We start from the raw sequence: 23,631 nt of genomic DNA, 5'->3' as shown, positions 1-23,631 counted from the left end.
TTGCTCGAATTCGGTTAAGCTCGTTCTTCAATGATTCAGATCCTGCGCGATAAGGTGATCAACTCACTTTGAGTTAGTCACCTTATTTTAATTTCGAACATATCACGCTTGGTTGACTTTGTTAAGGAATGGTATTTCCTGCCACTTCTGATGATTGGCAAGCACAGCCTTGTCCGTACGCTCGGATAACGCTGATTGCTTTATCTGTGGTTAGTGATAAGATTAAATAAGAAAGCGTTTACTTATATGCTGATAACACAGATGCACCAACAAAAGGATGAGGTGAGCAACCATGACAACTGCTTTGCCAAAGGCCGTCAAAGTTTGGATGGGGGCCAATATGATTCAAATCGAATTTGATAATGGTCAGTATCGTTACATGCGCACGCATTTTATCAATGATTATCTCTTAGCTTGGTCACCGAAGAAGGGCAAGGGGAAGCCTAAAAACTTGTGGTTGCCGCCGACCTGGGAATGGCTCGGTTCTAACGCCCGAATCCAGCCGGATGGAACCGTGATTTTGTTTGACAAGGATGTCTACACCGCCAAGGAATTGTGGGAGAACAGTTCTGACAATATAGATTTGGTGTCAGGCGTGTAATCGAATTGATGATGTGTGATGAAATGCATCCGTGTGTTTTGACAGTGGTACACTGTCTTGCGGTTGGCGATAGGAGCTACTTTGTATTTCAAGCGGCGAAGGTCAATCACAGCCAATGGATGCCATCCTAATAGTTGTCGTCTAGGTTTGAAAGCTGTGCTCGCTATTATTTCAGATAATTGTCGATACCAAATGAACGCCACCTGACTGCAGCGTCCGTTGCAACAGGTGGCGTTCATTTGTTTTAAATTTGATTGTTACACACAAGTTCTTATTATAGTGGATTTGTTAAATGAACCAGTTTTGGTTTTACGCTGCAATTTCACGCTGCAATTTTACGCATCCTTGATGCCATCCAACGCCGACAACCGGTGCTTGACCTGCCGGAATTTTTCTGGAATCTCCGCATCCGGCATGCCATCATGTACCGCACAAGTGCCAGCATCTTCGGCAACTTGGTAGTACCAATATTTATAATTAACAACGTCTAAGGTCGCTTGTAAGTCGGCCATTTGTTGTTGCAGAGCGGTCCGCCGTTTTTGAAACATGTCACGCCGTTCTGCGATTGTCGAATCACCAGCCATAGTCCAATCGACAAAGGTCTTGATTTCTTTGATGCTCAGGCCGGCATTTTTGAGGCACTTAATAAGATAAATGAATTCTAAATCGGATTCTTTGAATAATCGGGTCCCCAGCTTATTGGAACTCCGAGTGACAAAGTCCAATAAGCCTTCCTTGGCATAATACCGCAACGTATAAGTGGTCAATCCGGTTCGCTGCGCCACATCATGGATCGTTAAAGTCATCGAAACACCTATTTTCATAAAAATTCTTGACTGATAGTTAACTATCAAGTCTAGAATTAAATATATGAGCTGTCGGAATATTTGTCAAGAATGCAGGTGAATGTGCATTTATTAGCATTTGGTTAATGAAACCTGTTACAATTTAGGCGAATTAGACAGTATCATTATCTTAATGGAAGGAAGAACTACTCATGAATTTGGTAGTTCAAGGTGATTAGGATGAAAGCAACCATTTTTGAAAAAGCAGGTTTTGTGGATGTTCAGGAAGTTGACAAACCAACGCTGCAGGCGGATGACGATGTGATCGTGCGTATCGTTCGGACCTGTGTTTGTGGTTCAGACTTGTGGGCTTACGCTCATGGTGATAATAAGGATGCGCATTCAATTAATGATGGGCATGAAGCGATTGGTATCATTGAAGCCATTGGTGATGCAATTACCACGGTCAAACCCGGAGACTTCGTTATTACACCATTTACGCACGGCTGTGGCGACTGTGCCGCTTGTCGGGCCGGCTTTGATGGCACTTGTGATCGCCATCCCGGTGTTTCCAACTGGTCGAATGGATTCCAATCCGAATATATTCGTTTCACATACGGTAACTGGGCACTGATCAAGATTCCGGGGCAACCAAGTGATTACACGGAAGGCATGTTGAAGTCGTTATTGACTTTAGCGGATGTCATGCCAACTGGCTATCATGCAGCTCGTTGTGCAAATGTTCAACCAGGTGATAAAGTGGTCGTTATTGGTGACGGCGCGGTCGGTCAATGTGCCGTTATCGCTGCCAAAATGCGGGGTGCTTCTCAAATCGTCCTGATGAGTCGGCATGAAGATCGGCAACAAATGGCCCTTCAATCTGGTGCAACGGCAGTCGTCGCTGAACGAGGTGAAGAAGGCATTGCCAAAGTCCGTGAAATCCTGGGCGGTGGCGCAGACGCTGCCTTAGAATGTGTGGGTACCGAAGCAGCCATTGATCAAGCCCTAGGCGTATTACACAATGGCGGACGCGTTGGTTATGTCGGTGTTCCGCATTATAACAACCGGCCACTCGGTTCGACGTTTGCCCAAAATATCGCGGTTGCAGGTGGTTCGGCTTCCGTTACGACCTATGACAAGCAGTTCCTACTTAAAGCCGTTTTGGATGGCAATATCAATCCAGGGCGCGTCTTTACGCAAACATACGCTTTAGCAGACATCAACCAAGCTTACCAAGATATGCAAAATCGTCAGACGATTAAAGCAATGGTGGTTGTCGACTAACTGGATAACTAGGTGTTGTGATTACACTAACCAGCGGGACATTCAGAAGATGCTCATCTTCTGATTGCCTCGCTTTTTGAGTAAAACTATCCTTGTTTTATAGATTTTGTCCAATCGGCTGAGATGACAAAATTTGGAATTCTAAACGAAGATTATTTCAACGACTAAATTCAAGACCAGTGTCCGTTGAAATTTGTGATATTGAGAATAGTGAACGATATTCGTGTGATCTTCTCAGCATTCAAATCCCCTAAAGCATCATCGGTTCCAAATTAAAAGTTCGCCTGAAGGACCAGTGACCTAATATTCAGTGGTTAATTGTACCCGGATGGGTGGCTGTTCATCCGCTATTCGAGCGGCTTCCCGACTGGAGGGGCCGGCTGACAATGCTCAGTAGCCAAATTATTCTTAGCTGGAAGTGGTCTTCTTCCGGCTTAGAATAAAACTCGTATTTGAAATTGCGCAGTGGGCTTCTGCGTGAGTTCAAATCGATGTCGGCTACGCTCCAGCAATTGTCAGCCGGCCCCGGAAGTCGGAATAAGGAGATTGCCAGCTGACGAACAGTAAACCAGACAATTGTCACGTTTTAATCATCTTTAATGCTAATAGAATAACTAGCACAATGTGTCCAACATAGGTATTTATGCACTGAATTCAGGGGATTGAACTAGGAGCTAACTTGCCAATCATTTTTCGTTACAACATTGCCTACATCCTGCTTTGATAATTCACCATCCGAAGAAATGCATATTACTATTCGTGAAAATCACCACTTGATATACTGGTTCAAAAATGAGGTGGACCCCATGCGTGTATTTACTTGGATTGTCCGATCGATAGTTGGTGTGATGGTCTTAATTTGTCTCATCATGATTAGTTTAGCGCCCCAGCAAGTCGTGACCCATTTTAATGGTGCTGGTCTCGCGGATGCGTTCGGCCCACGGTGGTGGTTGATCGTGCTGCCATTGCTAACGGTGATCTTAGCTGAGTTCTGCATTCGTAAGGCCCGGCAAAAACGACGCAAACAAGGTATGTTGCAAGTCCCAACGCTGACCGGATTTGAGGGCCAGTGTATCGCCGTGTTGGTTAGTTTTAATGTGATGCTCTGGGTGATGTTACAATCTGAGATTCAAAGTTTGCTCGTCGGGGGTATTGTGGGCCTGTTGTGAATGCGAACATTTAGATAATGTTGGTAGGTAAGCCGGGCGACTCTTAAGTCAATCTGAATTTAGTGTTTCGATGTTGCCAACTAATTATGATTGGATTTGAGGCCTTCTGGCGAGAATGTGGTTGTTATTCTTGTATGAAACGGATAACTTAATTTAAACGTATTAACAGCATGCGAAAGAATTGCGATGAATTCTTCTGCATGCTTTTTTGGCATCCAACCAAAAACGGCGCGTTCACGGTACTGTGAGGCTTGCTGACGTGTCAGTCTATGGTCATTGGCTAAACGAACGCATCTTAAAGCTGGTAAATTATAAAGTTTATAGTCGCCTGATCATTTTTCTGAAGAATGCACGCAATTTTTAAGTCGCAATTCTTGCCATTTTCGAGTTAATTTCAAAAAAATTTGAAACGGCCAATCCATTGATGTGGTGGGAATTCGTTTCTGTTCAAAAGCGTCATACTATGAATTAAACTGCTGAAATCAATTGACAATCATTTGGGGGACGATTAACTTAATGCCATTCCCAAACGCCGTGAAAGGAGCGACTAGCAATGAGTGTGTTAGAAGCAAGCGAAATTATGCAATTAATTCCTAACCGGTATCCGATTTTATTCATGGACCGGGTGGACGAACTAAATCCGGGTGAATCAATTGTGGTGACGAAGAATGTCACCATCAATGAATCCTTTTTCCAAGGTCACTTTCCAGGTAACCCGGTGATGCCAGGGGTGCTGATTATTGAAGCGTTGGCCCAAGCAGCCTCAATTTTAATTTTGAAGTCTGAGAAGTTCGCGGGCAAGACCGCCTATCTTGGGGCGATCAAAGACGCCAAGTTTCGTAAAATTGTACGGCCTGGCGATGTCTTGAAGTTGCACGTCCAGATGGTCAAGCAGCGCTCGAACATGGGCACCGTCAGCTGTCAGGCGATGGTCGGCGATAAAGCCGCCTGCACGACAGACTTAACGTTTATCGTTAGTCCCACTGATTCAAAATAGAAAGGTGGTAACTGCAATTCGGCAAGCGCGTTTGGGAGATTTTGATCGATGCCGATTGTATCTAACTAACCATGACAAACAATTTTTCAATTCAAGCAACCGCCAAAGCTGTACCGCATACTGAAATTTACAATCAGGACCTGACATCTCTGATGGCAACTTCGGATGAGTGGATTCAGCAACGGACCGGTATCAAGGCCCGTCATGTTGCAACCACTGAAACGACGACCAGTCTAGCCGTGGATGTTGCCCAGCAGTTGTTGCAGCAAAGCCAGCTCGCGGCAACGAGCATCGATTTAATTATTGTGGCGACCATGTCTCCGGATTTTTTGACACCGGCGACGGCACCTCAAGTGCAAGCAGCGATTGGCGCGGCCAATGCGATTGCCTTTGACATTAATGTGGCCTGTGCCGGTTTTGTCTACGGCATGCAATTAGTCCATCAATATTTACAACCCGGTCAGCATGCCTTATTGATTGGCAGCGAAACGCTGAGTCACTTGGTAGATTGGCATGACCGCCGGACCGCCGTTTTGTTCGGCGATGGTGCGGGTGGCATGTTGATTGCTGCGGATTCGGATGTTCCAACCGGTCATTGGCTGGGCAGTCACTACGCCACGTTTGGTGCGGATGGCCACTATTTAACTGCGGGACAACAGCCGCGATTGAATCCCTGGTCGACCGACACAGCCGTCAAGCCAACCAATCAGTGGGCGTTTCAAATGAACGGTCGCCGGGTGTATGACTTTGCGACTACGCAAGTGCCGCGATCTATCGAACAAGCGCTGACAGCTGCCAAACTGCAGGCAAATGAGGTGCAATCATTTATCCTACATCAAGCCAATGCGCGCATTGTGGCCAGTGTTGGCAAGACGTTACATCTAAATACCGAACAATTACCCGTTAATATTGCCAAGTATGGCAATACGGCAGCCGCCAGCGAACCGATTTTATTTGCTGAGTTGGTGGCACAACACCAAATTCAACGCGGCGACAAACTAGTATTTACCGGTTTTGGCGGCGGCTTATCCGTCGGTAGTGCCGTGATTGAATATTAACTGAAGACAACACGGATATTATTTTAAAAATTCTGGAGGAACAGACTAATGACTAAAACTGAAATTTTTGACCAAATTAAAAAGATGATTGTTGAACAACTAGACGTGGATGCTGACAAGATTACGATGACGACCAACTTCACGGAAGATTTGGCGCTCGACAGTCTGGATGTCTTTGAAGTGATCGACAAGATCGAAGACGAATATGATATCGAAATTGAAACGGATGATGCCTTAGCGACAGTTGGTGATTTGGTTGATTACGTCGCTAGCCACCAGGAAGCAAGCGAGGATTAAATCATGAAGCTGGCAATCTTATTCAGTGGGCAGGGGCAACAGTTCGCTGATATGGGACAAGACCTTTATCAAGCGCTGCCAGCCTATCAAAAGACGATTGATGCGGCCAATCAGGAACTGGACTGGGATTTACAGATCACCGATGATTGGTTAGACGATAACCAGCGTGGCCCGGTTGCCATTACGGCGATGAATATGGCCCTTTATCAAGCCTTAACACCCCTAGTTGGTTGCCCGACCGCGCTAGTTGGCTTAAGCTTGGGCGAATATGCTGCACTAATGGCAGCGGGGACGTTATCGTTTACAGATGGCCTCAAACTGGTGGCTGACCGTGCGCGTTACATGCAACGGGCCGGATTACAACAGCCGGGTGCAATGGTGGCGGCGTTAAAAGTCACACCTGCATTGGTAGCGGCGGCTTGTCAGCGTGCCAGCGCGGTCGGAGCTGCCTACCCAGCCAATTATAATTTAGCTGATCAGATCGTGATTGGAGGTGACGCGGCGGGAATCAAGGCGATCACCGCTGATCTGCACGACCACGGGATCAAACGGGTCGTGCCGTTAGACGTCGCGGTTGCGTCTCATACGCCACTAATGGCTAGTGCTAGTGAAGCGTTGGCGTACCGGTTACGATATACGACTGTGTCAGCACCACAGATTCCAGTCATCAGTAATACCACCGTGGCACCGTTTAGTCAGGCGACGGTCAAGGAAACCTTAGTCAAACAGCTCATCACGCCAACGCATTTTGCAGCCTGTTTGGAACGGCTGACGGCCTATGACATTGATGGCGTGGTTCAAGTCGGGCCGGGACACAATCTGGCCAAATTCGCCAAGCAAACGCTACCGAACGTCCGGGTATGGTCCATTGAAGATGTTGATGATTGGCAGACGTTTAAGCAAGATATCGAGGAGGTAAGTGAACGTGGATGAAGTGATTATCGTGACGGGCGCGGCAAAGGGCATTGGCCTGGCGACGGTCAAACGATTAGCCGCGCAAGGCGCTCGTGTCGTGCTGAATGTCCATCATGAAATTGACGCGGTAGCTTGGCAAGCCTTGACGGCGACTTATCCGCAACTGGTTCAATTAGTGGGAGATGTCAGTGATGAATCCTCCGCGGCCGAGTTAGTTGAAACGGTCATGACAAATTTTGGCCGTATCGATGGGTTAGTCAATAACGCCGGCATGACTCATGACCAATTATTGACCCGGATGCACGCTGAAGATTTTAAACAGGTGTTGGAGACGAATCTGATTGGGACGTTTAACATGACGAAACATGTGCTCAAAGTGATGCAACGCCAACGGCAAGGAGCCATCGTCAATGTTGCCAGCGTTGTCGGCTTACACGGTAACATTGGACAAGCCAATTACGCAGCTAGCAAGGCCGGCATTATCGGTTTAACCAAGACGACCGCCAAGGAAGCCGCTCGCCGCCAAGTGCGCTGTAATGCGGTGGCGCCGGGCATGATTGAAACGGCGATGACCGCACAACTGAACGAGCGTGTCAGGACGGCAGCTTTAAGCGGTATTCCACTGCAGCGCTTTGGCACCCCTGATGAGATTGCTCAAGCAATTGACTTTTTATTACACCAACCGTATTTGACCGGACAAGTTTTGACGGTCGATGGCGGAATGACGATATAGACATGGGAGGGTAACCAATGACAGAACGAGTAGTGGTGACTGGGATGGGCGCGGTGACGCCCCTCGGTAACGATGTTGACACTTTTTTGGCGAATTTGTTTGCAGGAAGACTTGGCATTGGACCGATTACCAAGTTCGATGCGACGGCAACAGGAATCAGTGTTGCCGGCGAAGTTGAAGATTTTCAGCCAGAAAAACGAATCGAAAAGAAATTGGCAAAACGCCTAGATTTATTCTCAATTTATGGCTTATACAGTGCCAGTGAAGCGATGGCTCAAGCGGGTCTGGATGAAACGACGATTGACCCCGAACGGTTAGGTGTGATTTATGGTTCCGGTATTGGTGGTTTGACGACGATTGAAGCGCAAGTGATCAAGATGCACGACAAGAGCCCTAAACGGGTTTCACCGTTATTTGTGCCGAATTCGATCATTAACATGGTCGTCGGTAACATCGCCATGCAGTTCAATGCTCAGAACACCAGTCAGGCGATCGTAACGGCCTGTGCTTCGGCCACCAACGCGATTGGTGATGCGTTTGAATATTTACGCCAAGGAAAAGCTGACGTGATGATTACCGGTGGTGCAGAAGCGTCAGTCAACGAAATCGGTATTGCGGGCTTTGCCGCGTTGACCGCGTTATCCAAAGCCACTGATCCGACGAAAGCGTCGTTGCCATTTGACGCAGACCGCAATGGCTTTGTGATGGGTGAAGGTGCTGCCAGCTTAGTTTTAGAAACGCTGACGCATGCCCAAGCGCGTGGTGCCAAAATTCTCGGCGAAGTTGTCGGTTATGGGACGACGAGTGATGCCTACCATATGACTGCACCACGGCCAGACGGTGCGGGTGCCAAACGTGCCATGCAGCAAGCCATTCAAGAAGCGGGCATTCAACCTGAAGATGTCGGCTACATCAACGCACATGGCACCGCGACCCACGCCAATGATAGTGCTGAAGCCCAAGCAATTGCCGAACTATTTGGTGAAGAAACCCCTGTCAGCAGTACCAAAGGGATGACCGGACACTTGTTAGGCGCTGCCGGTGCGATCGAAGCGGTCGCGACGATTGGTGCCTTACAAGCGGGACAGTTACCGCCCAATGTCGGGTGTACGACGCCAGATCCTGACTGTCCAGTAAACTTGGTCTCGCCCGCGACCCAGCAACAGGCTGCCACCTATGCATTGAGTAATTCATTTGGCTTTGGCGGTCACAATGCCGTCGTCGCCTTTAAAAAGTGGGTGAGCGCATGAGTATGACGGATACGGAAGCCATGACCGCACTGATCGACCAGTTCAACCAGTCTAGTGCGCAAGTCATGGATGTCAAGACGAGCGGGTTTGAATTACATCTGAACAAACAAGCGGTCCTTACCCAGCCGATATCAGCGAGTGACCAGCCTCAAGCGACTAATGCGGCTGAACCAGCACCAGGATCCCCATCGACACCTGCGGCCACTCGTTCATCAGCGACCATGGTAACGGCGCCGCTAGTCGGAGTGGCGTATTTAGCCGCGGAACCTAAGGCGGAACCATTCGTCCAGGTCGGCACGCACGTCAAGGCTGGCGAAACGCTGTGTGTCATTGAAGCGATGAAGATGATCAATGAAGTGCCGAGCCCAGTTAGTGGGACGGTCAAGGAAGTTCTGGTCAAGAACGCGGCGATGGTCGAGTTTGATGAGCCACTATTTGCGATTGAGGAGACGAAAGCCTAATGGAAGTGACTAGTTTAATTCCGCAACGGTATCCGGTGCAACTCTTGGATCGTATCGTTAGCGTCGAGCCAGGGGTCGGTGCAACCGCCGAGAAATTAGTGACCATTAATGAATGGTTTTTCCAAAGTCCAACGCTGACAGGGCGGACGATGATGCGGCCACTGTTGCTAGAGATTTTAGCGCAAACGGGGGTCGTCGCCTTGCTATCGATTCCTGAGCATCACCGACAAAACGTCTTCTTCGGTGGGATTCGACAGGCTGATTTTAAGGCGGATGTTCACCCTGGGGACCGCTTAGAATCAACCGTCACCCTGACGAAGTTTCGGCGTCAAATTGGCACTGGCCATGGGATGATCACTTGCGCGGGTCATGAAGTCGTCAGTGCGGATTTGACCTTTGTGATTCAGACTTAAGGGAGGTCAGAGGATTGTTTGAAAAAGTATTAGTAGCCAATCGGGGCGAAATTGCGGTGCAGATTATTCGTGCGTTGCATGAAGTCGGCAGTCAAGCCGTCGCCGTCTATTCGGTGGCCGACCAAGAGAGTCTATTTGTTCGACTCGCCGACGAAGCCGTTTGTATCGGTGATGGCCCGGTCAATCAGTCTTATTTGAACATGCAGGCCGTAATCAGTGCTGCCAATCTGACAGGCTGTCAAGCCGTTCATCCGGGCTACGGTTTCTTGTCTGAGAACGCCGCGTTCGCCCAACTATGTGCGGATTGCCAGTTAACCTTTATCGGACCTAGTCCAGCAGTAATCGACCAAATGGGTGACAAGGAAAATGCCCGCCAGACAATGCAACGATTGGGTGTGCCAGTCATTCCAGGCAGTCAAGCGGTACTGGAAAATGTCGACGCTGCCTTAAAATCGGCGCATGAGTTGGGCTATCCGGTCATGATTAAGGCTGCCGCGGGTGGTGGCGGTAAGGGCATTCGAGCCGTCAACGATGATCAGGCGCTAGCACGTGCATTTCAGACCGCTCAACAGGAAGCACAGGCGTCATACGATGATCAACGGCTGTACCTCGAAAAGATTATTGCCCCTGCCAAACATATTGAAGTGCAAGTCTTGGCAGACCAACAGGGGCACGTCGTTTATTTACCCGAGCGAGATTGTTCGCTACAACGTAATCATCAAAAAGTAATGGAAGAAACGCCATGTCAGGTGATGACCAGTGCCGAACGATTGGAACTAGGTCAGTTAGTGGCGGATGCAACCAAAAAGTTGGGTTATACAAATACGGGGACTTATGAGTTTTTGATGGATCAGCAGCACCACTTTTATTTTTTGGAAATGAACACGCGATTGCAAGTTGAACATACGGTCACTGAAATGGTGACGGGGATTGAGCTAATTAAGGCCCAGCTTACGATTGCGGCGGGAGAACCATTGCCATTTGCGCAAGCCGATATACACGTTCAGGGTACCGCGCTTGAATGCCGTCTGAACGCGGAAGATCCACAGCACGACTTCCGGCCACAACCAGGTCGAATTGAACAACTGATTTATCCGATAGGCACGTTGGGGGTGCGCATTGATGCCGGTGTGGTTGCGGGGAGCTTGATTGCACCGTTTTATGATTCGATGATCGCTAAAGTAATTGTCCATAGCAATCAGCGCCAGACGACGCTTAACAAGATGCGGCGGTGCCTGGATGAATTGATGCTGACTGGCGTTCAAACCAATCAGGACTTTTTAGCCGCATTGCTAAATACAAAAGCGGTGGCAGACGGTACTTATACGACAACGTACATTGAACAAGATTTTTTGAAGGGGTGGTTAAACGATGCCCAAGCGCAAGTTTCAAGCGCCAACTGAGCAACAACTCGCGGTTCGACGGGATTACATTCCGGATGCGCTATTAACTCGTTGTCCAGTTTGTCATCAAGATTGCTATACACAAGATTTAGGCGAGTTCAAGGTTTGTCCACATTGTGACTATGGCTTCCGACTTCCAGCATGGGAACGGGTGGCGCAGTTGACGGATGTTTTTGACGAGCACGATGCTGACTTGCGTGCACCAGCTGATTTTACGGACGCTGCTTATCAGGATAAATTAAGACGGGCAGCCGCCCAGTCGCAGATGAATGAAAGCGTCTTGACTGGGATTGCGGCCACTGACGGCATGCAATTTGGATTAGGGGTCATGGATACCAATTTTATGATGGGCAGTTTAGGGTCCGCCACTGGGGAGAAAATCACCCGTTTGTTCGATACTTGTACGATACAAAAGCTTCCGGTCGTGATGGTGACGGCCTCTGGTGGGGCACGGATGCAAGAAGGCACCCGGGCACTGATGCAGATGGCAAAAATATCTGCGGCAGTGGCTAAACACCGTGAAACCGGGTTATTGTATATCACAATTTTAACTGATCCAACCACAGGTGGTGTGACCGCAAGTTTTGCGATGCAAGGTGATATTATGCTGAGCGAGCCACGGGCCTTGATTGGATTTGCCGGGAGTCGCGTCATCGAACAAACCATTCAACAGACGCCACCCGCAGATTTTCAACGGGCAGAAACGTTGTTTGCGAATGGTTGGTTGGACCAAATTGTGCCGCGACCGGCCTTGAAACAAACGTTACAACGATTATTGCGGCTCACACAAGGAGGTCGTCAAAATGGCTGATACCACTGCTTATGAACAAGTTCAGGCAGCACGGTCCACTGACAAAATTAGTATTGAAGCGTTGATCGATGGCCTAACGGAAGACTTTTTTGCTTGTCATGGGGATCGCCAACGCGCGGATGATCCGGCGGTGATTGCCGGACTAGCGACGATTGCTGAACGCCCCGTTACCATTATTGGCATTCAGAAAGGGCAAACGTTAGCCGAAAACCAGGCGCGCCACTTTGGTTGTGCAACACCCAGCGGCTATCGTAAAGCACTGCGGTTGATGCAACAAGCAGAAACATTACAGCAACCAGTCGTCACGTTGATCAATACGCCCGGCGCTTATCCGGGGGTGGATGCTGAATATCAGGGCCAAGGTCGTGCAATTGCCGACTGTTTGTTAGCTGGTATTCAGTTAAAAGTGCCCTTTTTAAGTCTCATCGTTGGTGAAGGCGGTAGCGGTGGCGCACTCGCCTTGGCGTGTGGCGACCAAGTCTGGATGCTAGCGAAAAGTACTTATTCGGTGCTCTCACCGGAAGGCTACGCCACTATTTTATGGAAGCAATCACAACGTGCGGCAGAAGCGGCGGAAAAAATGCGACTCACACCGACGGAATTATTAGCAGACGGCGTGATTGACCGGATTATCCCGGAAGTCGCAACGGCCGCTGATTGCCAGCCGCTTAAAGCCGCAATCGACGAAACACTAACTGCTTTAGCAGCCAAGCCGGTGACAGAACTCGTGGCACAACGCCAGGCCCGTTATCGACAATTTTAAATAAGTAAGGAATGATGAGTGATGGACGGAATTTTATCAGGCAAGACCATTGTGGTGATGGGCGTTGCCAACCAGCGTAGTATTGCCTGGGGGTGTACCGAGGCATTGATGGCTCAGGGTGCGCAAGTTATCTTGACCTATCAAAATGACCGTTTGAAGCAAAGTTTACAGCGATTCGTCGCACCCGAAGTGCCGCTGATTGCCTGTGACGTTGCCGATGACGATAATGTTGACCAAGCGTTTGCAACGATCAAACAGCAATATGGTGCCCTGGATGGGATTATCCATGCGATTGCCTATGCCGATAAAGCGACACTGGAAGGTGATTTTGTCGATACGACTAAGGCTGGCTATGATTTAGCTCAAAATATTAGTGCCTATTCGCTGATTGCAATTGCCAGAGCAGCGCGACCAATGCTCAAACCAGGTGCCAGTCTCGTGACATTGACGTATTTCGGATCAGAACGGGCCGTGCCGAATTATAATATGATGGGTGTCGCGAAGGCTGCCCTCGAAGCGAATGTCCGCTACTTAGCCCGTGACTTGGGCCCGCAGCAGATTCGTGTCAATGCCATTTCAGCTGGGGCAGTCAAAACACTGGCCGTAACTGGTATCCACGAGCATCAGCAATTATTGAAATTATCTCGAAGTATGACAGTGGATGGCGAACCAGTTAAAACGCGTGAAATTGGCAATGTGGCCGCCTTTTTAGTCAGTGACCTGTCGACTGGGATGACCGGCGATGTGGTCTACGTAGATAAAGGGGTTCACTTGAGTTAATGGTCATGACGCAGGTCCGCTTTGCACAGCAGTGGCTGGATTTACCAGCGGATGCTTCCAGACAAACGTGCAGGGAAACACAACGGTTGGTGAGTCGCTCGTTGATTCAACAATTACTGCCAGCACCACTTGCTTATCGCCGTTTGGGTCAGCCGTATTTTCCGAGTCAACCGAAGTTAGGAGTCAGTGTCAGTCATACGGCCCAGTTCGTCCTAGTGGCATTGGGCCCAGGTCCGCTCGGGATTGATGTGGAACAGGTGCAACCACGGGATTTTACGGCGATTCAACGCGCGTTTACGTCCGCAGAGTGGCGCTTGCTACAGGCCCAACCCAAATTAGCTCGGCAGCGTATAGGCTGGCAACTGTGGACGGCTAAGGAAGCGGTCTTGAAGCTGGTTGGTTGTGGCTTAACGCAGGCTCCACGCCGGGTTGAAGTGCTAGATTTAAAGCAAGGTGTTGTGCGGTATCAATCCCAGTTATATCGTTTACGACCATTAGCCTTGCCAGCGATGTATGTCGGCTGGGTCGCACAACCAATGCGTGATGGCCGAGATTAGCGGTGTGTGGTTCAACGCTGGATGGAATGGGCGCTGCAAAGTTCAACTTGAGCGCCCATTAACAACGCAATGCACTGTTTGCGTGTTAATGCGCGATAATGACCGGACATAAAAGCAGTTCTGAGTCACGTCTTAACAGGCGATGGCACTCAGAACTGCTTTTAGTTTACAGTCAAATCGCCACATTATAATAATGGCATGACGACCTGCATCCAGAACCAGGAGATTGGCATGATCACGATCATCATCGGAATCATATCGGCAGTCGGAAACATTTTGACCTCAATGATTCGAAAACCACTCGCGACCATTAAGATCCCACCAACGGCTTTAAAATCGAGAATCATATTTGGCGTCGTGAGTGGGAAAATCAGGTGAGCAATCAAAAAGAGTATCGTTAGGATGATCACTTGTGGAATCGCAATCAAAGAGACGACTAGCCCCAGATTGGCGCCAAAAATGACCGCGGCGAAGAAATCAAGAATCGACTTAGAAATCAGAATGGTAGCATCGCCGTTCATGCCTTCAGTCAATGTCCCATAAATCCCAGTCCCACTCGCACAGAACAAGACAATGACGGTCACCATCGTACGTTCAAAGGCCTGTTGTTCAAAATTGTCCGGTGCGCTGACAAACCGTGAGATCAACCGTTGCATTGCCATGGCGCCACGGTTGATCAGCTTGCCGAGATGGCACAGGAGACCGATTCCAGTACCGATGATTACGGCAAAGATGACGGCCGCCAGATTTTTTAACGGGGCGATCGCATAGACGCCCATTGCCATCGACGCAATTCCGAAGGTCATGTTTAAGCCTTCTTTAAGTTCGGTGGACATTTTTTGACCACCTAGTGCACCAACGATGCCACCTAAGAAGATGGCACAAACATTTGTAATAATTCCAACTGGCACGCAAGCCCTCCTCAATAAAATCAAAATAACAGGTTTTAGTGTAGTCTTCGCCAGTAGCAGGAACAATTCTAATTATGTGGTAAACTATTCTAAACTGGAATAGTTGGAGGAAGAGATTTGGAAACCCGTAAATTGGCGGTATTCGTGGATTTGGCTGAGACTTGTAATTATAGTCGTAGCGCTGAACGGTTATTTTTGTCCCAGTCGACGATTTCAAAGTACATCTTGGCCCTAGAAGCCGAGTGGCAAGTGCAATTATTTAAACGTGCGCATCGACAAGTGACGCTAACGCCGGCTGGCCAACGGTTGTTACCACAAGTCAAGGCAGTTTTGCAAGCGACCGACCAACTGCAGCAGGCAATCACGGTACAACAGCAACAGGCGGCGCAATCATTAGTGATCCGTGGGTTGCCGTCGTTGCCGCAGTATCAAGCCTTTCATATTATCACGGCATTTACCAAGCGGTATCCGCAAATTAAATTACACTTCAGTGAAGCTAGTGTCGGCGAATTGACCCACGCCCTCGATGATCAAACCGTCGATCTTGTGTTTACACGGATTTTTAACGAAGCACCAGCAGCTTATGACTGTTTATTCAACGAGTCGGATCAATTCGTGGTTTTAGTGCCAAAGGATAATCCGTTGGCGCAACGTGCAGAGATTAGCTTACCAATGCTTTCAAATGAGTCGATTTTATTATTGAAGGTGGCTGTCAGTCCCGACAACCCCTTATTTGCGACGCTACAAAAAATGCGCGCACAGGCACAGGTCAAGTATGATGGTCAGCGGATCGAACTGATTTTGGAGATGCTGAATCAGGGCGAAGGCGTTTCAATCGTGATGGCGCGGTCATTTGATTTGACAGGGTTCGACAACATTAAAGCCATTCCGCTAGTGCCGAAAGTGACGAGTCGAATGGCCTTCATGAAACGACCAGGACCGCAATCGGCCGCCGTTCAGCAATTTTGGGAGTTTGCGACCACCTATACGCGCCAACACGGCATTGCCTAATGTGACGCATCATTTGACTCATATAATCGTGTCGGCCGCGATGAGCAGGTCACTAGATTCGTTGCTTCAGAACTTCGGGTTCACCACTGTTAGCACAGATTTAGTGGCCCACATCCGTGAAAATTCGATATAATTACATTAATAAGAACGCAGTGTGCTAGTTAATTTGTCATGAATTATGATTAAATCATGCCAGTTGGTGGATTCCTGTTCGTCAGCCGGTGCGCGCCTTAGTCCAACTTCCGGGGCCGGCTGACAACGCTGGAACAGGGCGGACATCGATTTGAACTCACGCAGAAACCCACTGCGCAATTTCAAATACGAGTCTTCTTCTAGCCCGGGAAATTCACCCGGACAAGAAGAATTTCGCCCTTGAGCATTGTCAGCCAGCCCCTCCAGTCGGGAACCCGCTCGAATGGCAGATGAACGACCACCTATCTAGGTACAATTGACTACTGAATATTAGATGACTGGTCCTTCAGGCAAACTTTTAGTTGGTATCGATAAAGACTTATAGCATTTAATTATTGAGACGATTGCCTGAATATTAGTTACTCATCTCAATGCCACAAATTTCAATGGCAACTAGCCAAATTAGTCGATAAAAATGCCGCCGCTTAAAGTTCAAGATTTTGTTATCTCAGACGACTAGCAAAAGTTCTGACAAGTTCAATGAATCCGTGTGTCCGAAGCATTAAAACATGGGTAAGAAAGTTTAGCGATTGTTAGCAAACTGTCTGACACTTAAATATCAAGATGACCGTGTACAATGGAACCAACGACTAATCATACAAAAGGTTGGGTTCGCACAAGTCTGCCTTTCGAATACCATCCCGGCTGGAAGGTATTCTGGGCAAGGCCAAGTGCTTTTAGAGTGTGAGGTTCAGACGGGTTGGGACTGAGGATTAGCCTAGCTAGAGCGTTAAGCGGCGGACTTCCGCTTGGCGTTCTGGCGTAGCTAACCGGAAGTCCCAGTCTGACCCGAACACGTTTCGGCTATATTGCATAGAACACGAAAGACCAGTATTTAAGACGTGGGTTGTCGGCTTAAATCTGTGTCCACCACGTTTCGGCCATTGCCCAGAATGCCTGGAAGCCGGCGTAGGACGTTTCCACAACAGCAAGTTTACGCTAAGTCGCATTTTTTCCAGCAGGTCTCAGCTGGCAGCACTTGAACTTAGAAATTGTCATGATTTAACCATGTGACAATTTAACTAGCACAATGCGTTAATAAGATTAATTACAAATGAGGTGCACAGATGGAAGCGATGCGAATATCAGAAACATTATCAATTAGCAATCACCGGGTCTTTTCAGCTGACCTGAACGAACATGATACCGTCTTTGGAGGCAAAATTCTGGCGACAATCGATGATAATTCATCGATTGCGGCGTCGCGGGTCGCCAGAATTGAGACGGTGACGGTCTCAGTCGACCAGGTCAACTTTTTATTGCCGTTTCGTTTGCAGGATTCGATGTGTGCCGAATCCTATGTCTCTGGCGTTGGTCACCGGTCAATTGAGGTCTTCACCAAAATTATCGGCGAACACTTAAAGACTGGCGAGCGCTTTTTAGGACTGACGTGTTTTTCAACGTTTGTCGTGACTGACCGTAATGTCGTTTTGCCGGAATTGACCGCTGACAAACCAGAGTATGCTTACGTGGCGGATGGCTATCAGGAGCGGCAAGCACAACGGTTGGCGAAATTAAAACGGCAACGCGCATTCAATGCCCATATCAGCGTTGAATTGCCTTGGTAATTGGTTTGAATTGACAAACGTTGTGGGGCTTGTTAAATTAAGAGTATCAAATTTAGGAGGGGTGCTTGATGTCGGTCAGTCGTTAGGGTGTTTGTTGGACGAAAAAAGTGGGTGCGACCCGCTTAGTTTCGCGTACCCTAATGTGACGAATGACCACGGCATTTTAGTACGCCGCACGGTTTTGCGCACAGTGGGCTCACTGGGCGCATTTTTTTATCGCAAAGCATTGGGGTTAGTCACTTTGCGAAAGGATAAAACATTGACAATTAATTTAACAGAATACGGCTTAAAACAGACCATTCAGAAGACCATTACAGCTACTGAGCAACCTCGACTGGGACGAGTGATTGAACAGCATCGGGAGTTGTATCAACTCATCACGGCTACGGGACAACGACAAGCACAAGTTACGGGGAAACTGGCGCATCAAGCCACGAGTGCCACTGCTTTTCCGGCAGTTGGTGATTGGGTTCTGTTTTCAGCTGGTGATGATTATACCACGTTGATTGACCGCATCTTGCCACGACAGAGCGTGTTGGCGCGTGGGGCAGTGAATCAGCACGATGGTCAGATCATTGCGACCAATATTGATACCATCTTTATTTGTATGTCGTTGAACGCGGACTTTAATGTGCGCCGAGTGGAACGGTATTTGACGATTGCCTGGGATAGCGGTGCGATGCCCGTGCTTGTCTTGACTAAGGCGGATGTTTGTACGGACCGTGCCGATAAATTGCGGGCGTTGGCGGATGTCACGGTTGGCGTGCCGACCGTGATGTGTTCAGCGGAAACGGGTGAAGGTCTGGAAGACTTGCAACCGTACTTGACTGCCGGGCAGACGGTGGCTTTTGTTGGCTCATCGGGTGTTGGTAAGTCGACGCTGATTAATCGCCTCCTGGGTGCCACAGTTCTGGCAACCAAGACGATTCGACAAGACGATGACAAGGGTCGCCATACGACGACAAGTCGGCAATTACTGCCGTTGCCATCAGGGGCGTGTGTTATTGATACGCCTGGGATGCGCGAGCTTCAAATCTTTGTTGGCGACCTCCAGCAGACGTTTGCCGAGATCACGGCGTTAGCTGCGGACTGTAAGTTTAACGATTGCACACATACGAGCGAACCAGGATGTGCAGTGCAAGCTGCCGTTGCTGACGGGCGCGTTTCCCTCGAGCGACTACAAAGTTATCAGAAGTTGCAGCGTGAGATGAGTTACCAAGGGTTGAATTCGCGTCAGTTAGAACAGGCCAAAATTCAACGGATGTTTGGTGGTAAGCAAGCTATGAAACGGGTCAAACAGCGGTATCATCGGGATTGATCTCACGGTGAGCTGAAAACTGAATCAAATCTGTGAGTCAAGTCGGCCACCACAAGTGCGATGATGCCTTGAGGTGGCCGGCTTTTTGTCTGGTCAGAAGTCATTTGGGATGCAAGGAGCATGCTGATTTGCCCTGAATGACGTTTGAGATGTGACGGCTAACTGGTTGATGGCTCATCCGTCGAGACGTTCCGTTCCAGCGGGCTGAATCTGGCAATGTTCGCCCCTTAAAAACTCGTCCATTGTCGTTACCGTCATTTCAAGCCGTTACCGGTATGACTGGCGGTGAAGCGGACGATTTGTTGGGCGAGATAGCTGGGTGGTTCGACCATGCCGGCCTGTTGCCAGTGAATGAGAATGTTGACGACTGCGCCAGAAAAAAAGGCGATGTAGTAGGGCTGATGGTGAATCGTTGAATCGGTGACAGTGATGATGCGGTCGTGTCTGATGAGCAATGTATAAGCCGCTTCAAAAGTTTGCACGATAATTTGAGCTTTGCCATTGTCAATCAGTAACTGATTGGTTGCGGCCATCTGCTGCATGAATGTGAAGTATTGCGTCATCAAGACTGGTAGCGTGATTTTAGATTGCCGCGGTAGACGACGAAAATAGGTCAAGATGGCTTGTTCCTGATAAGTCAAGATGATTTGGTCGAAGCTGGTAAAGTTGCGATAAAAATAGGATCGTGAAAGCTGCGCATGGGCACAGAGTTCCGTGATTGAAATCATGCTGAGTGGTTTGTGAGACATCAGTTGTAGCAAGGCTTCGTAAATTGCGGTCAAGTTTTGCTGTTTACGTTCTTGTGGATTCATCCGTAACAACATCTCCTTTTTTGTAACGTAAGGCTAACTGTCTCATATTATATCAGCTATACTGCCGTTAATTCATTTGGAGGCGGTTATTATGAAAAAATCAACAAAAGTGATCGGTATGATGATGATTGGCATCTTTCTGTGCATGCTGGATACGACGGTAATGAATATTGCATTGCCGGCGATTCAAGTGGGCTTAGCGACGGATTTGGCGCACTTATCATGGGCGCTCAACATTTATACCGTATTGTTTGCCAGTTTGACGATCCCGCTTGGCCGGGTCGCCGATGTCTGGGGCCGCGGTCGGGTTTATCTGATTGGTCTGGCATTATTTGGCCTCGGTTCCGTGATTTCGGGGTTGTGCGGTAACGTCGACGTATTGATCGTGGGCCGGGCCGTGCAAAGCCTCGGTGCGGCGGTCGTCTTCCCAGCAAGTATGACGATTGGCATTCAGAGTGTACCACTGAACAAGCGGGTCGGTGTGATTGCCGAATTGGGTGTGATGCAAGGCTTGGCCGCTGCGTTGGGACCGACAATTGGTGGAGCTGTGACTCAGTTCTTGGGTTGGCGAGGCATCTTCCTGATGAACGTGCCGCTGGTGTTGGTTGCCTTTGTAGGTTGTGTGGCATGGTTGTCTTGGCGCCATCCGATTCGTGGTCAGGCCAAACTAGATTTGGCGGGGAGTGCCTTGATTATGGTGACGCTACTTTCGTTAACACTCGTGTTGGTTAAGGGCAACGCCTGGGGTTGGACCAGTCAGTTGATTATCTGCCTGATGGCACTCAGTGGACTAGCATTAGTGACCTTTATTTGGACGGAAGCACACGTCGACCAGCCGATGGTCCCGCTAGCGTTATTTAAAAATCGGCAATTCAACGGGGCATCGCTCGCAACGGTCTTGTCAGGGGTGTTTATGGTGGGGTTGTTAGTGTTGATGCCAAGTTTCTTCACGAAAGTCCAGAATCAGACGGAACTATTGGCCGCCATCATGATTACGCCAGCTTCAATGATGATTTTTATTTTTTCGCCCATTAGCGGATTCTTGTTGTCGAAATTAGGTCCGCGCCGGGTCATTTTCAGCGGTAGTTTGGCTATGATGGCAGGCTACGCCGTTCTTAGTCAGATGAATCCGAATCATTACTGGCAATTTGCGATTGCGGCCGTATTAATCGGTGCAGGCTATGGGACGATTATTGGCCCGATTACTGTTTTGGCCGCCGGTGATTTTACTGGTGAGTTATTGACAGCTTCGCAGAGCGTGATCGGCGTCTTCCGCCAAATTGGGACGTCGCTGGCCGTCGCCATTTTTGTTTCAGCGCTTTCGGCCAATTTGACGGTTGCTAAGACCCAGACGTTGACGGATGCGCACACCACCGTCGCCAAACTCGCCATTTCCGACCAGGCTAAACGCGACACGTTACAAGTCATCACGCATCAAATTGATCAAGAACAGACGGCAAAACCGGTGAAGACGCCAATTACAGTTGCGAAAGAGCACCGTTTAATTGCAGCAGCAGCCCGTCAAGTCCTCAAATCACCGGCACTGCAAGCCGCACCAGCCAGTGTCAAAGCCAAAGTCCAACGTCAGGTGACGCGGCAGGTAACTGTTCAGGTCAAACAAACCAATCAGCGGATCGTAAACGCCGCAACTGCGATTAAGACCCGAAGTAAAGCGGCCTTCACCCAAGCGTTTATGCGGCCGTATCAAGTGGCGTTGCCGTTTACGTTACTATTGTTACTGACGACTTGGTGTTTTGAGAAACGGGGGCGGAAGGCAAATAACTAAGCTGGAATGTGCGGTCAGTATTGTGGCGGTCCTTTGAAAATTGAGTCCTCCTGTATGGTCCGTCATTAACGTCAAAGTGCGTAATGACGTGGTATGATGGTATCAAGAAATTTACGAGGGGGAACTGCCAGTGCAACTTAACTATCCAAACTCACATCAGTCTGTCACACAACGCAAACAAAAAGACGCTGCTAAAGCCAGTAAACGCGCTTTAATCGAGCGCTACCAATCCAAGCATTTGGCAGTTGAAACGCAGAACGTTAAGCCGGCCGCAGCTGTGGCGGAAACACAGTCAGCCTCCCAGACGCAATCAACATCTGAAAGACAAACGTCATCCAAGGCGCAAGGGACATCTGAAAACCAATCGATATCTGAAAGTCGAACGTCATCTGAAACCCAAGCAATGGCCGAAATTACCGCAGCACAAGACCATCGCGATTCGACGGCGGAACAGTCGCAATCTGCGGATACTGGGACACAAGTGGCAACTGAACAAGCCGATGTTGCCCAGCTTAAGCGACAAGTGCGACGGCTAAAACGGCAGCTAGCTCGTGAACAGGCGAAAAATCAGAAACAAATCGACGAAGGCTTGCAACAGCAGATTAATAACAAACGACGGACGCATCAGGCTGAAGAACAGGTGGCGATTGCCCAAGCCGAAATGGCGCGCACGCAGACAGCCAATGATGAGCTAACGGCTACCAATCACCAATTGCAGCAACGGGTCACGGCAATGCAGAGTTATCAGGATGCGGCGGGTCGGTGGTTCGCGCAATCGGCGGTATTGTTCAAGCGCCAACAGGGATTGTATGAAAAGACCATGTCTGAGCGCCAGCGTCAACGCAATGAACCGATACTGACCCAGAAGCAGCGAGATAAGCTGCAGAAGTATGACGCGATGGTCAAGCAAGTTAAACGATTGTCGAAATCTGTTTCTGAGCAGGAAAAACGACTTGCGAAAGGCCAAAAGGAGAACGAACAGTTACATCGTCTCCGACCAACTGGAATACAAACGATCAGCGCTGACGAGCAAGTCAATCAGGCACTGGCAGCGGGCAAATACGAGCAGTTACGGTGGTTACCACGAGCAAATAAGCGCTATCGGCGACTGTTGTTTGACCGTGTGATCATCGGGGATGGTGAGCACGTCTTTGGTTTCTTCGTCAATGTGGGCGAACGTTTAATTTTCAAGACGATCACGGGTCAAACCTATTCGAAATATCAACGCCGGTTTCCAGCCAACACCCCAATTCAAACGGGTGTGGTCTACGGCGGCGTCATTGCTGGGCAGCAACTGTGGTTGACAGATCTGTTCTATGACGTGACGCCGAGCCAGCTGCAGCGACAACGTACGCAACAATTACATCGGCGGCGGTCACATTTTGATTTCAGTAAGGTGTTACCAGCGGATGCAGTGGATGTGTGCCGGGGCAAACGAGTGATGGTCGTGACTTGGCAGCGTGCACAAACGTTGAACCAAGCGTTACGAGCTTTTCGAATGGAGCCAGTAATCGTGAATGACCATGAAAAGAGCATTGGTTGGATCAGCCAACAAATTCGTTCCAACCAAGTCGATTTTACGTTACTGTTGAGCGAAGGCCTCTCCCATAGCATGTTAGGGGCACTAGGTAAGACGTTTATTAATCAAAGCCCCGATATCCAATTAGTTTATAACGAATCACCAGAGGAACTATTGCGACGGTGCTACGCTTATTTTAAGCGCTAACTGATATGCTATAATAGTGGGCAAAAGGAG

The 23,631-nt window shown here is 48.9% G+C and carries 24 protein-coding genes; 21 read left to right on the top strand and 3 right to left on the bottom strand.

Annotated elements, in window-relative coordinates; all coding sequences use genetic code 11:
- The first annotated feature begins 292 nt into the window (after nt 1–292).
- On the top strand, nt 293–601 hold the full coding sequence (locus MZO40_RS03220) for a hypothetical protein (protein ID WP_105920938.1): 309 nt from the start codon (nt 293–295) through the stop codon (nt 599–601).
- Nucleotides 602–936: 335 nt separating this feature from the next.
- Here the strand turns inward: MZO40_RS03220 and MZO40_RS03215 are convergent, their stop codons facing one another.
- Entirely contained in the window at nt 937–1,407 is a 471-nt protein-coding gene (locus MZO40_RS03215) for a MerR family transcriptional regulator (RefSeq protein ID WP_105923892.1), read from the bottom strand.
- Nucleotides 1,408–1,626: 219 nt separating this feature from the next.
- Between MZO40_RS03215 and MZO40_RS03210 the strand changes: the two genes are divergently transcribed.
- From MZO40_RS03210 to MZO40_RS03140, 15 genes are all read left to right on the top strand, one after another.
- Entirely contained in the window at nt 1,627–2,670 is a 1,044-nt protein-coding gene (locus MZO40_RS03210; protein WP_105961808.1) for a zinc-binding dehydrogenase, read from the top strand.
- 806 nt (nt 2,671–3,476) lie between these two features.
- On the top strand, nt 3,477–3,839 hold the full coding sequence (locus MZO40_RS03205; protein WP_003638654.1) for a DUF1648 domain-containing protein: 363 nt from the start codon (nt 3,477–3,479) through the stop codon (nt 3,837–3,839).
- A gap of 553 nt (nt 3,840–4,392) precedes the next feature.
- A complete protein-coding gene (gene fabZ, locus MZO40_RS03200) occupies nt 4,393–4,836 on the top strand; it encodes a 3-hydroxyacyl-ACP dehydratase FabZ (protein ID WP_003638655.1) in 444 nt (147 codons plus the stop codon).
- A 71-nt stretch (nt 4,837–4,907) separates the two neighbouring features.
- Nucleotides 4,908–5,894 carry a beta-ketoacyl-ACP synthase 3 gene (locus MZO40_RS03195; protein ID WP_105961807.1) on the top strand — a complete coding sequence of 329 codons (987 nt, stop codon included), beginning with the start codon at nt 4,908–4,910 and terminating at the stop codon, nt 5,892–5,894.
- A 48-nt stretch (nt 5,895–5,942) separates the two neighbouring features.
- On the top strand, nt 5,943–6,191 hold the full coding sequence (gene acpP / locus MZO40_RS03190) for an acyl carrier protein (protein WP_050338737.1): 249 nt from the start codon (nt 5,943–5,945) through the stop codon (nt 6,189–6,191).
- Nucleotides 6,192–6,194: 3 nt separating this feature from the next.
- Nucleotides 6,195–7,124, top strand: coding sequence for an ACP S-malonyltransferase (locus MZO40_RS03185; protein ID WP_252133098.1), 930 nt, complete (start codon nt 6,195–6,197; stop codon nt 7,122–7,124).
- On the top strand, nt 7,111–7,839 hold the full coding sequence (gene fabG, locus MZO40_RS03180; RefSeq protein ID WP_105961805.1) for a 3-oxoacyl-ACP reductase FabG: 729 nt from the start codon (nt 7,111–7,113) through the stop codon (nt 7,837–7,839). Before MZO40_RS03185 ends, fabG begins: the two co-directional genes overlap by 14 nt.
- Nucleotides 7,840–7,856: 17 nt before the next feature.
- Complete coding sequence (gene fabF / locus MZO40_RS03175; protein ID WP_122217593.1) at nt 7,857–9,089, top strand: beta-ketoacyl-ACP synthase II; 1,233 nt, start codon at nt 7,857–7,859, stop codon at nt 9,087–9,089.
- Entirely contained in the window at nt 9,086–9,550 is a 465-nt protein-coding gene (locus MZO40_RS03170) for an acetyl-CoA carboxylase biotin carboxyl carrier protein subunit (protein ID WP_050338733.1), read from the top strand. Before fabF ends, MZO40_RS03170 begins: the two co-directional genes overlap by 4 nt.
- Complete coding sequence (locus tag MZO40_RS03165) at nt 9,550–9,963, top strand: 3-hydroxyacyl-ACP dehydratase FabZ family protein (RefSeq protein WP_050338732.1); 414 nt, start codon at nt 9,550–9,552, stop codon at nt 9,961–9,963. The genes MZO40_RS03170 and MZO40_RS03165 overlap by 1 nt, the downstream gene beginning before the upstream one ends.
- Before the next feature lie 14 nt (nt 9,964–9,977).
- The gene (locus tag MZO40_RS03160) at nt 9,978–11,366 is read left to right on the top strand and encodes an acetyl/propionyl/methylcrotonyl-CoA carboxylase subunit alpha (protein WP_105961803.1); all 1,389 of its coding nucleotides are present in this window, start codon (nt 9,978–9,980) and stop codon (nt 11,364–11,366) included.
- Complete coding sequence (locus MZO40_RS03155; protein ID WP_252133097.1) at nt 11,335–12,177, top strand: acetyl-CoA carboxylase carboxyltransferase subunit beta; 843 nt, start codon at nt 11,335–11,337, stop codon at nt 12,175–12,177. Before MZO40_RS03160 ends, MZO40_RS03155 begins: the two co-directional genes overlap by 32 nt.
- The gene (gene accA, locus MZO40_RS03150; RefSeq protein ID WP_105923882.1) at nt 12,170–12,940 is read left to right on the top strand and encodes a carboxyltransferase subunit alpha; all 771 of its coding nucleotides are present in this window, start codon (nt 12,170–12,172) and stop codon (nt 12,938–12,940) included. The genes MZO40_RS03155 and accA overlap by 8 nt, the downstream gene beginning before the upstream one ends.
- 21 nt (nt 12,941–12,961) lie before the next feature.
- Nucleotides 12,962–13,720, top strand: a complete 759-nt coding sequence (gene fabI / locus MZO40_RS03145; RefSeq protein WP_105920948.1) for an enoyl-ACP reductase FabI — start codon at nt 12,962–12,964, stop codon at nt 13,718–13,720.
- Nucleotides 13,720–14,277, top strand: coding sequence for a 4'-phosphopantetheinyl transferase superfamily protein (locus tag MZO40_RS03140; RefSeq protein WP_105961801.1), 558 nt, complete (start codon nt 13,720–13,722; stop codon nt 14,275–14,277). The genes fabI and MZO40_RS03140 overlap by 1 nt, the downstream gene beginning before the upstream one ends.
- Nucleotides 14,278–14,462: 185 nt before the next feature.
- Here the strand turns inward: MZO40_RS03140 and MZO40_RS03135 are convergent, their stop codons facing one another.
- The gene (locus MZO40_RS03135) at nt 14,463–15,188 is read right to left on the bottom strand and encodes a DUF554 domain-containing protein (RefSeq protein WP_003638668.1); all 726 of its coding nucleotides are present in this window, start codon (nt 15,186–15,188) and stop codon (nt 14,463–14,465) included.
- Nucleotides 15,189–15,305: 117 nt separating this feature from the next.
- On the opposite strand from MZO40_RS03135, the gene MZO40_RS03130 reads away from it, so the two are divergent.
- The 3 genes from MZO40_RS03130 to rsgA all read left to right on the top strand — a co-directional run bounded on the left by MZO40_RS03130 (nt 15,306) and on the right by rsgA (nt 19,277).
- On the top strand, nt 15,306–16,199 hold the full coding sequence (locus MZO40_RS03130) for a LysR family transcriptional regulator (protein WP_105961800.1): 894 nt from the start codon (nt 15,306–15,308) through the stop codon (nt 16,197–16,199).
- Between the two features lie 1,259 nt (nt 16,200–17,458).
- The gene (locus MZO40_RS03125) at nt 17,459–17,959 is read left to right on the top strand and encodes an acyl-CoA thioesterase (protein ID WP_050338725.1); all 501 of its coding nucleotides are present in this window, start codon (nt 17,459–17,461) and stop codon (nt 17,957–17,959) included.
- Nucleotides 17,960–18,218: 259 nt separating this feature from the next.
- Nucleotides 18,219–19,277, top strand: a complete 1,059-nt coding sequence (gene rsgA / locus MZO40_RS03120) for a ribosome small subunit-dependent GTPase A (RefSeq protein ID WP_105961939.1) — start codon at nt 18,219–18,221, stop codon at nt 19,275–19,277.
- Nucleotides 19,278–19,531: 254 nt separating this feature from the next.
- On the opposite strand, the gene MZO40_RS03115 is transcribed toward rsgA, so the two are convergent.
- A complete protein-coding gene (locus MZO40_RS03115; protein WP_105961799.1) occupies nt 19,532–20,089 on the bottom strand; it encodes a TetR/AcrR family transcriptional regulator in 558 nt (185 codons plus the stop codon).
- A gap of 88 nt (nt 20,090–20,177) precedes the next feature.
- On the opposite strand from MZO40_RS03115, the gene MZO40_RS03110 reads away from it, so the two are divergent.
- Nucleotides 20,178–21,875, top strand: a complete 1,698-nt coding sequence (locus MZO40_RS03110; protein ID WP_105961938.1) for an MFS transporter — start codon at nt 20,178–20,180, stop codon at nt 21,873–21,875.
- Nucleotides 21,876–22,005: 130 nt separating this feature from the next.
- On the top strand, nt 22,006–23,601 hold the full coding sequence (locus MZO40_RS03105) for a hypothetical protein (RefSeq protein ID WP_252133096.1): 1,596 nt from the start codon (nt 22,006–22,008) through the stop codon (nt 23,599–23,601).
- Nucleotides 23,602–23,631 lie beyond the last annotated feature (30 nt).

It is taken from the genome of Lactiplantibacillus sp. B652 (assembly GCF_023806745.1).
Lineage (GTDB): Bacteria > Bacillota > Bacilli > Lactobacillales > Lactobacillaceae > Lactiplantibacillus > Lactiplantibacillus pentosus.
Note: the sequence above shows the minus strand (reverse complement) of the source record. Positions and strands in the feature narration are given on the sequence as shown.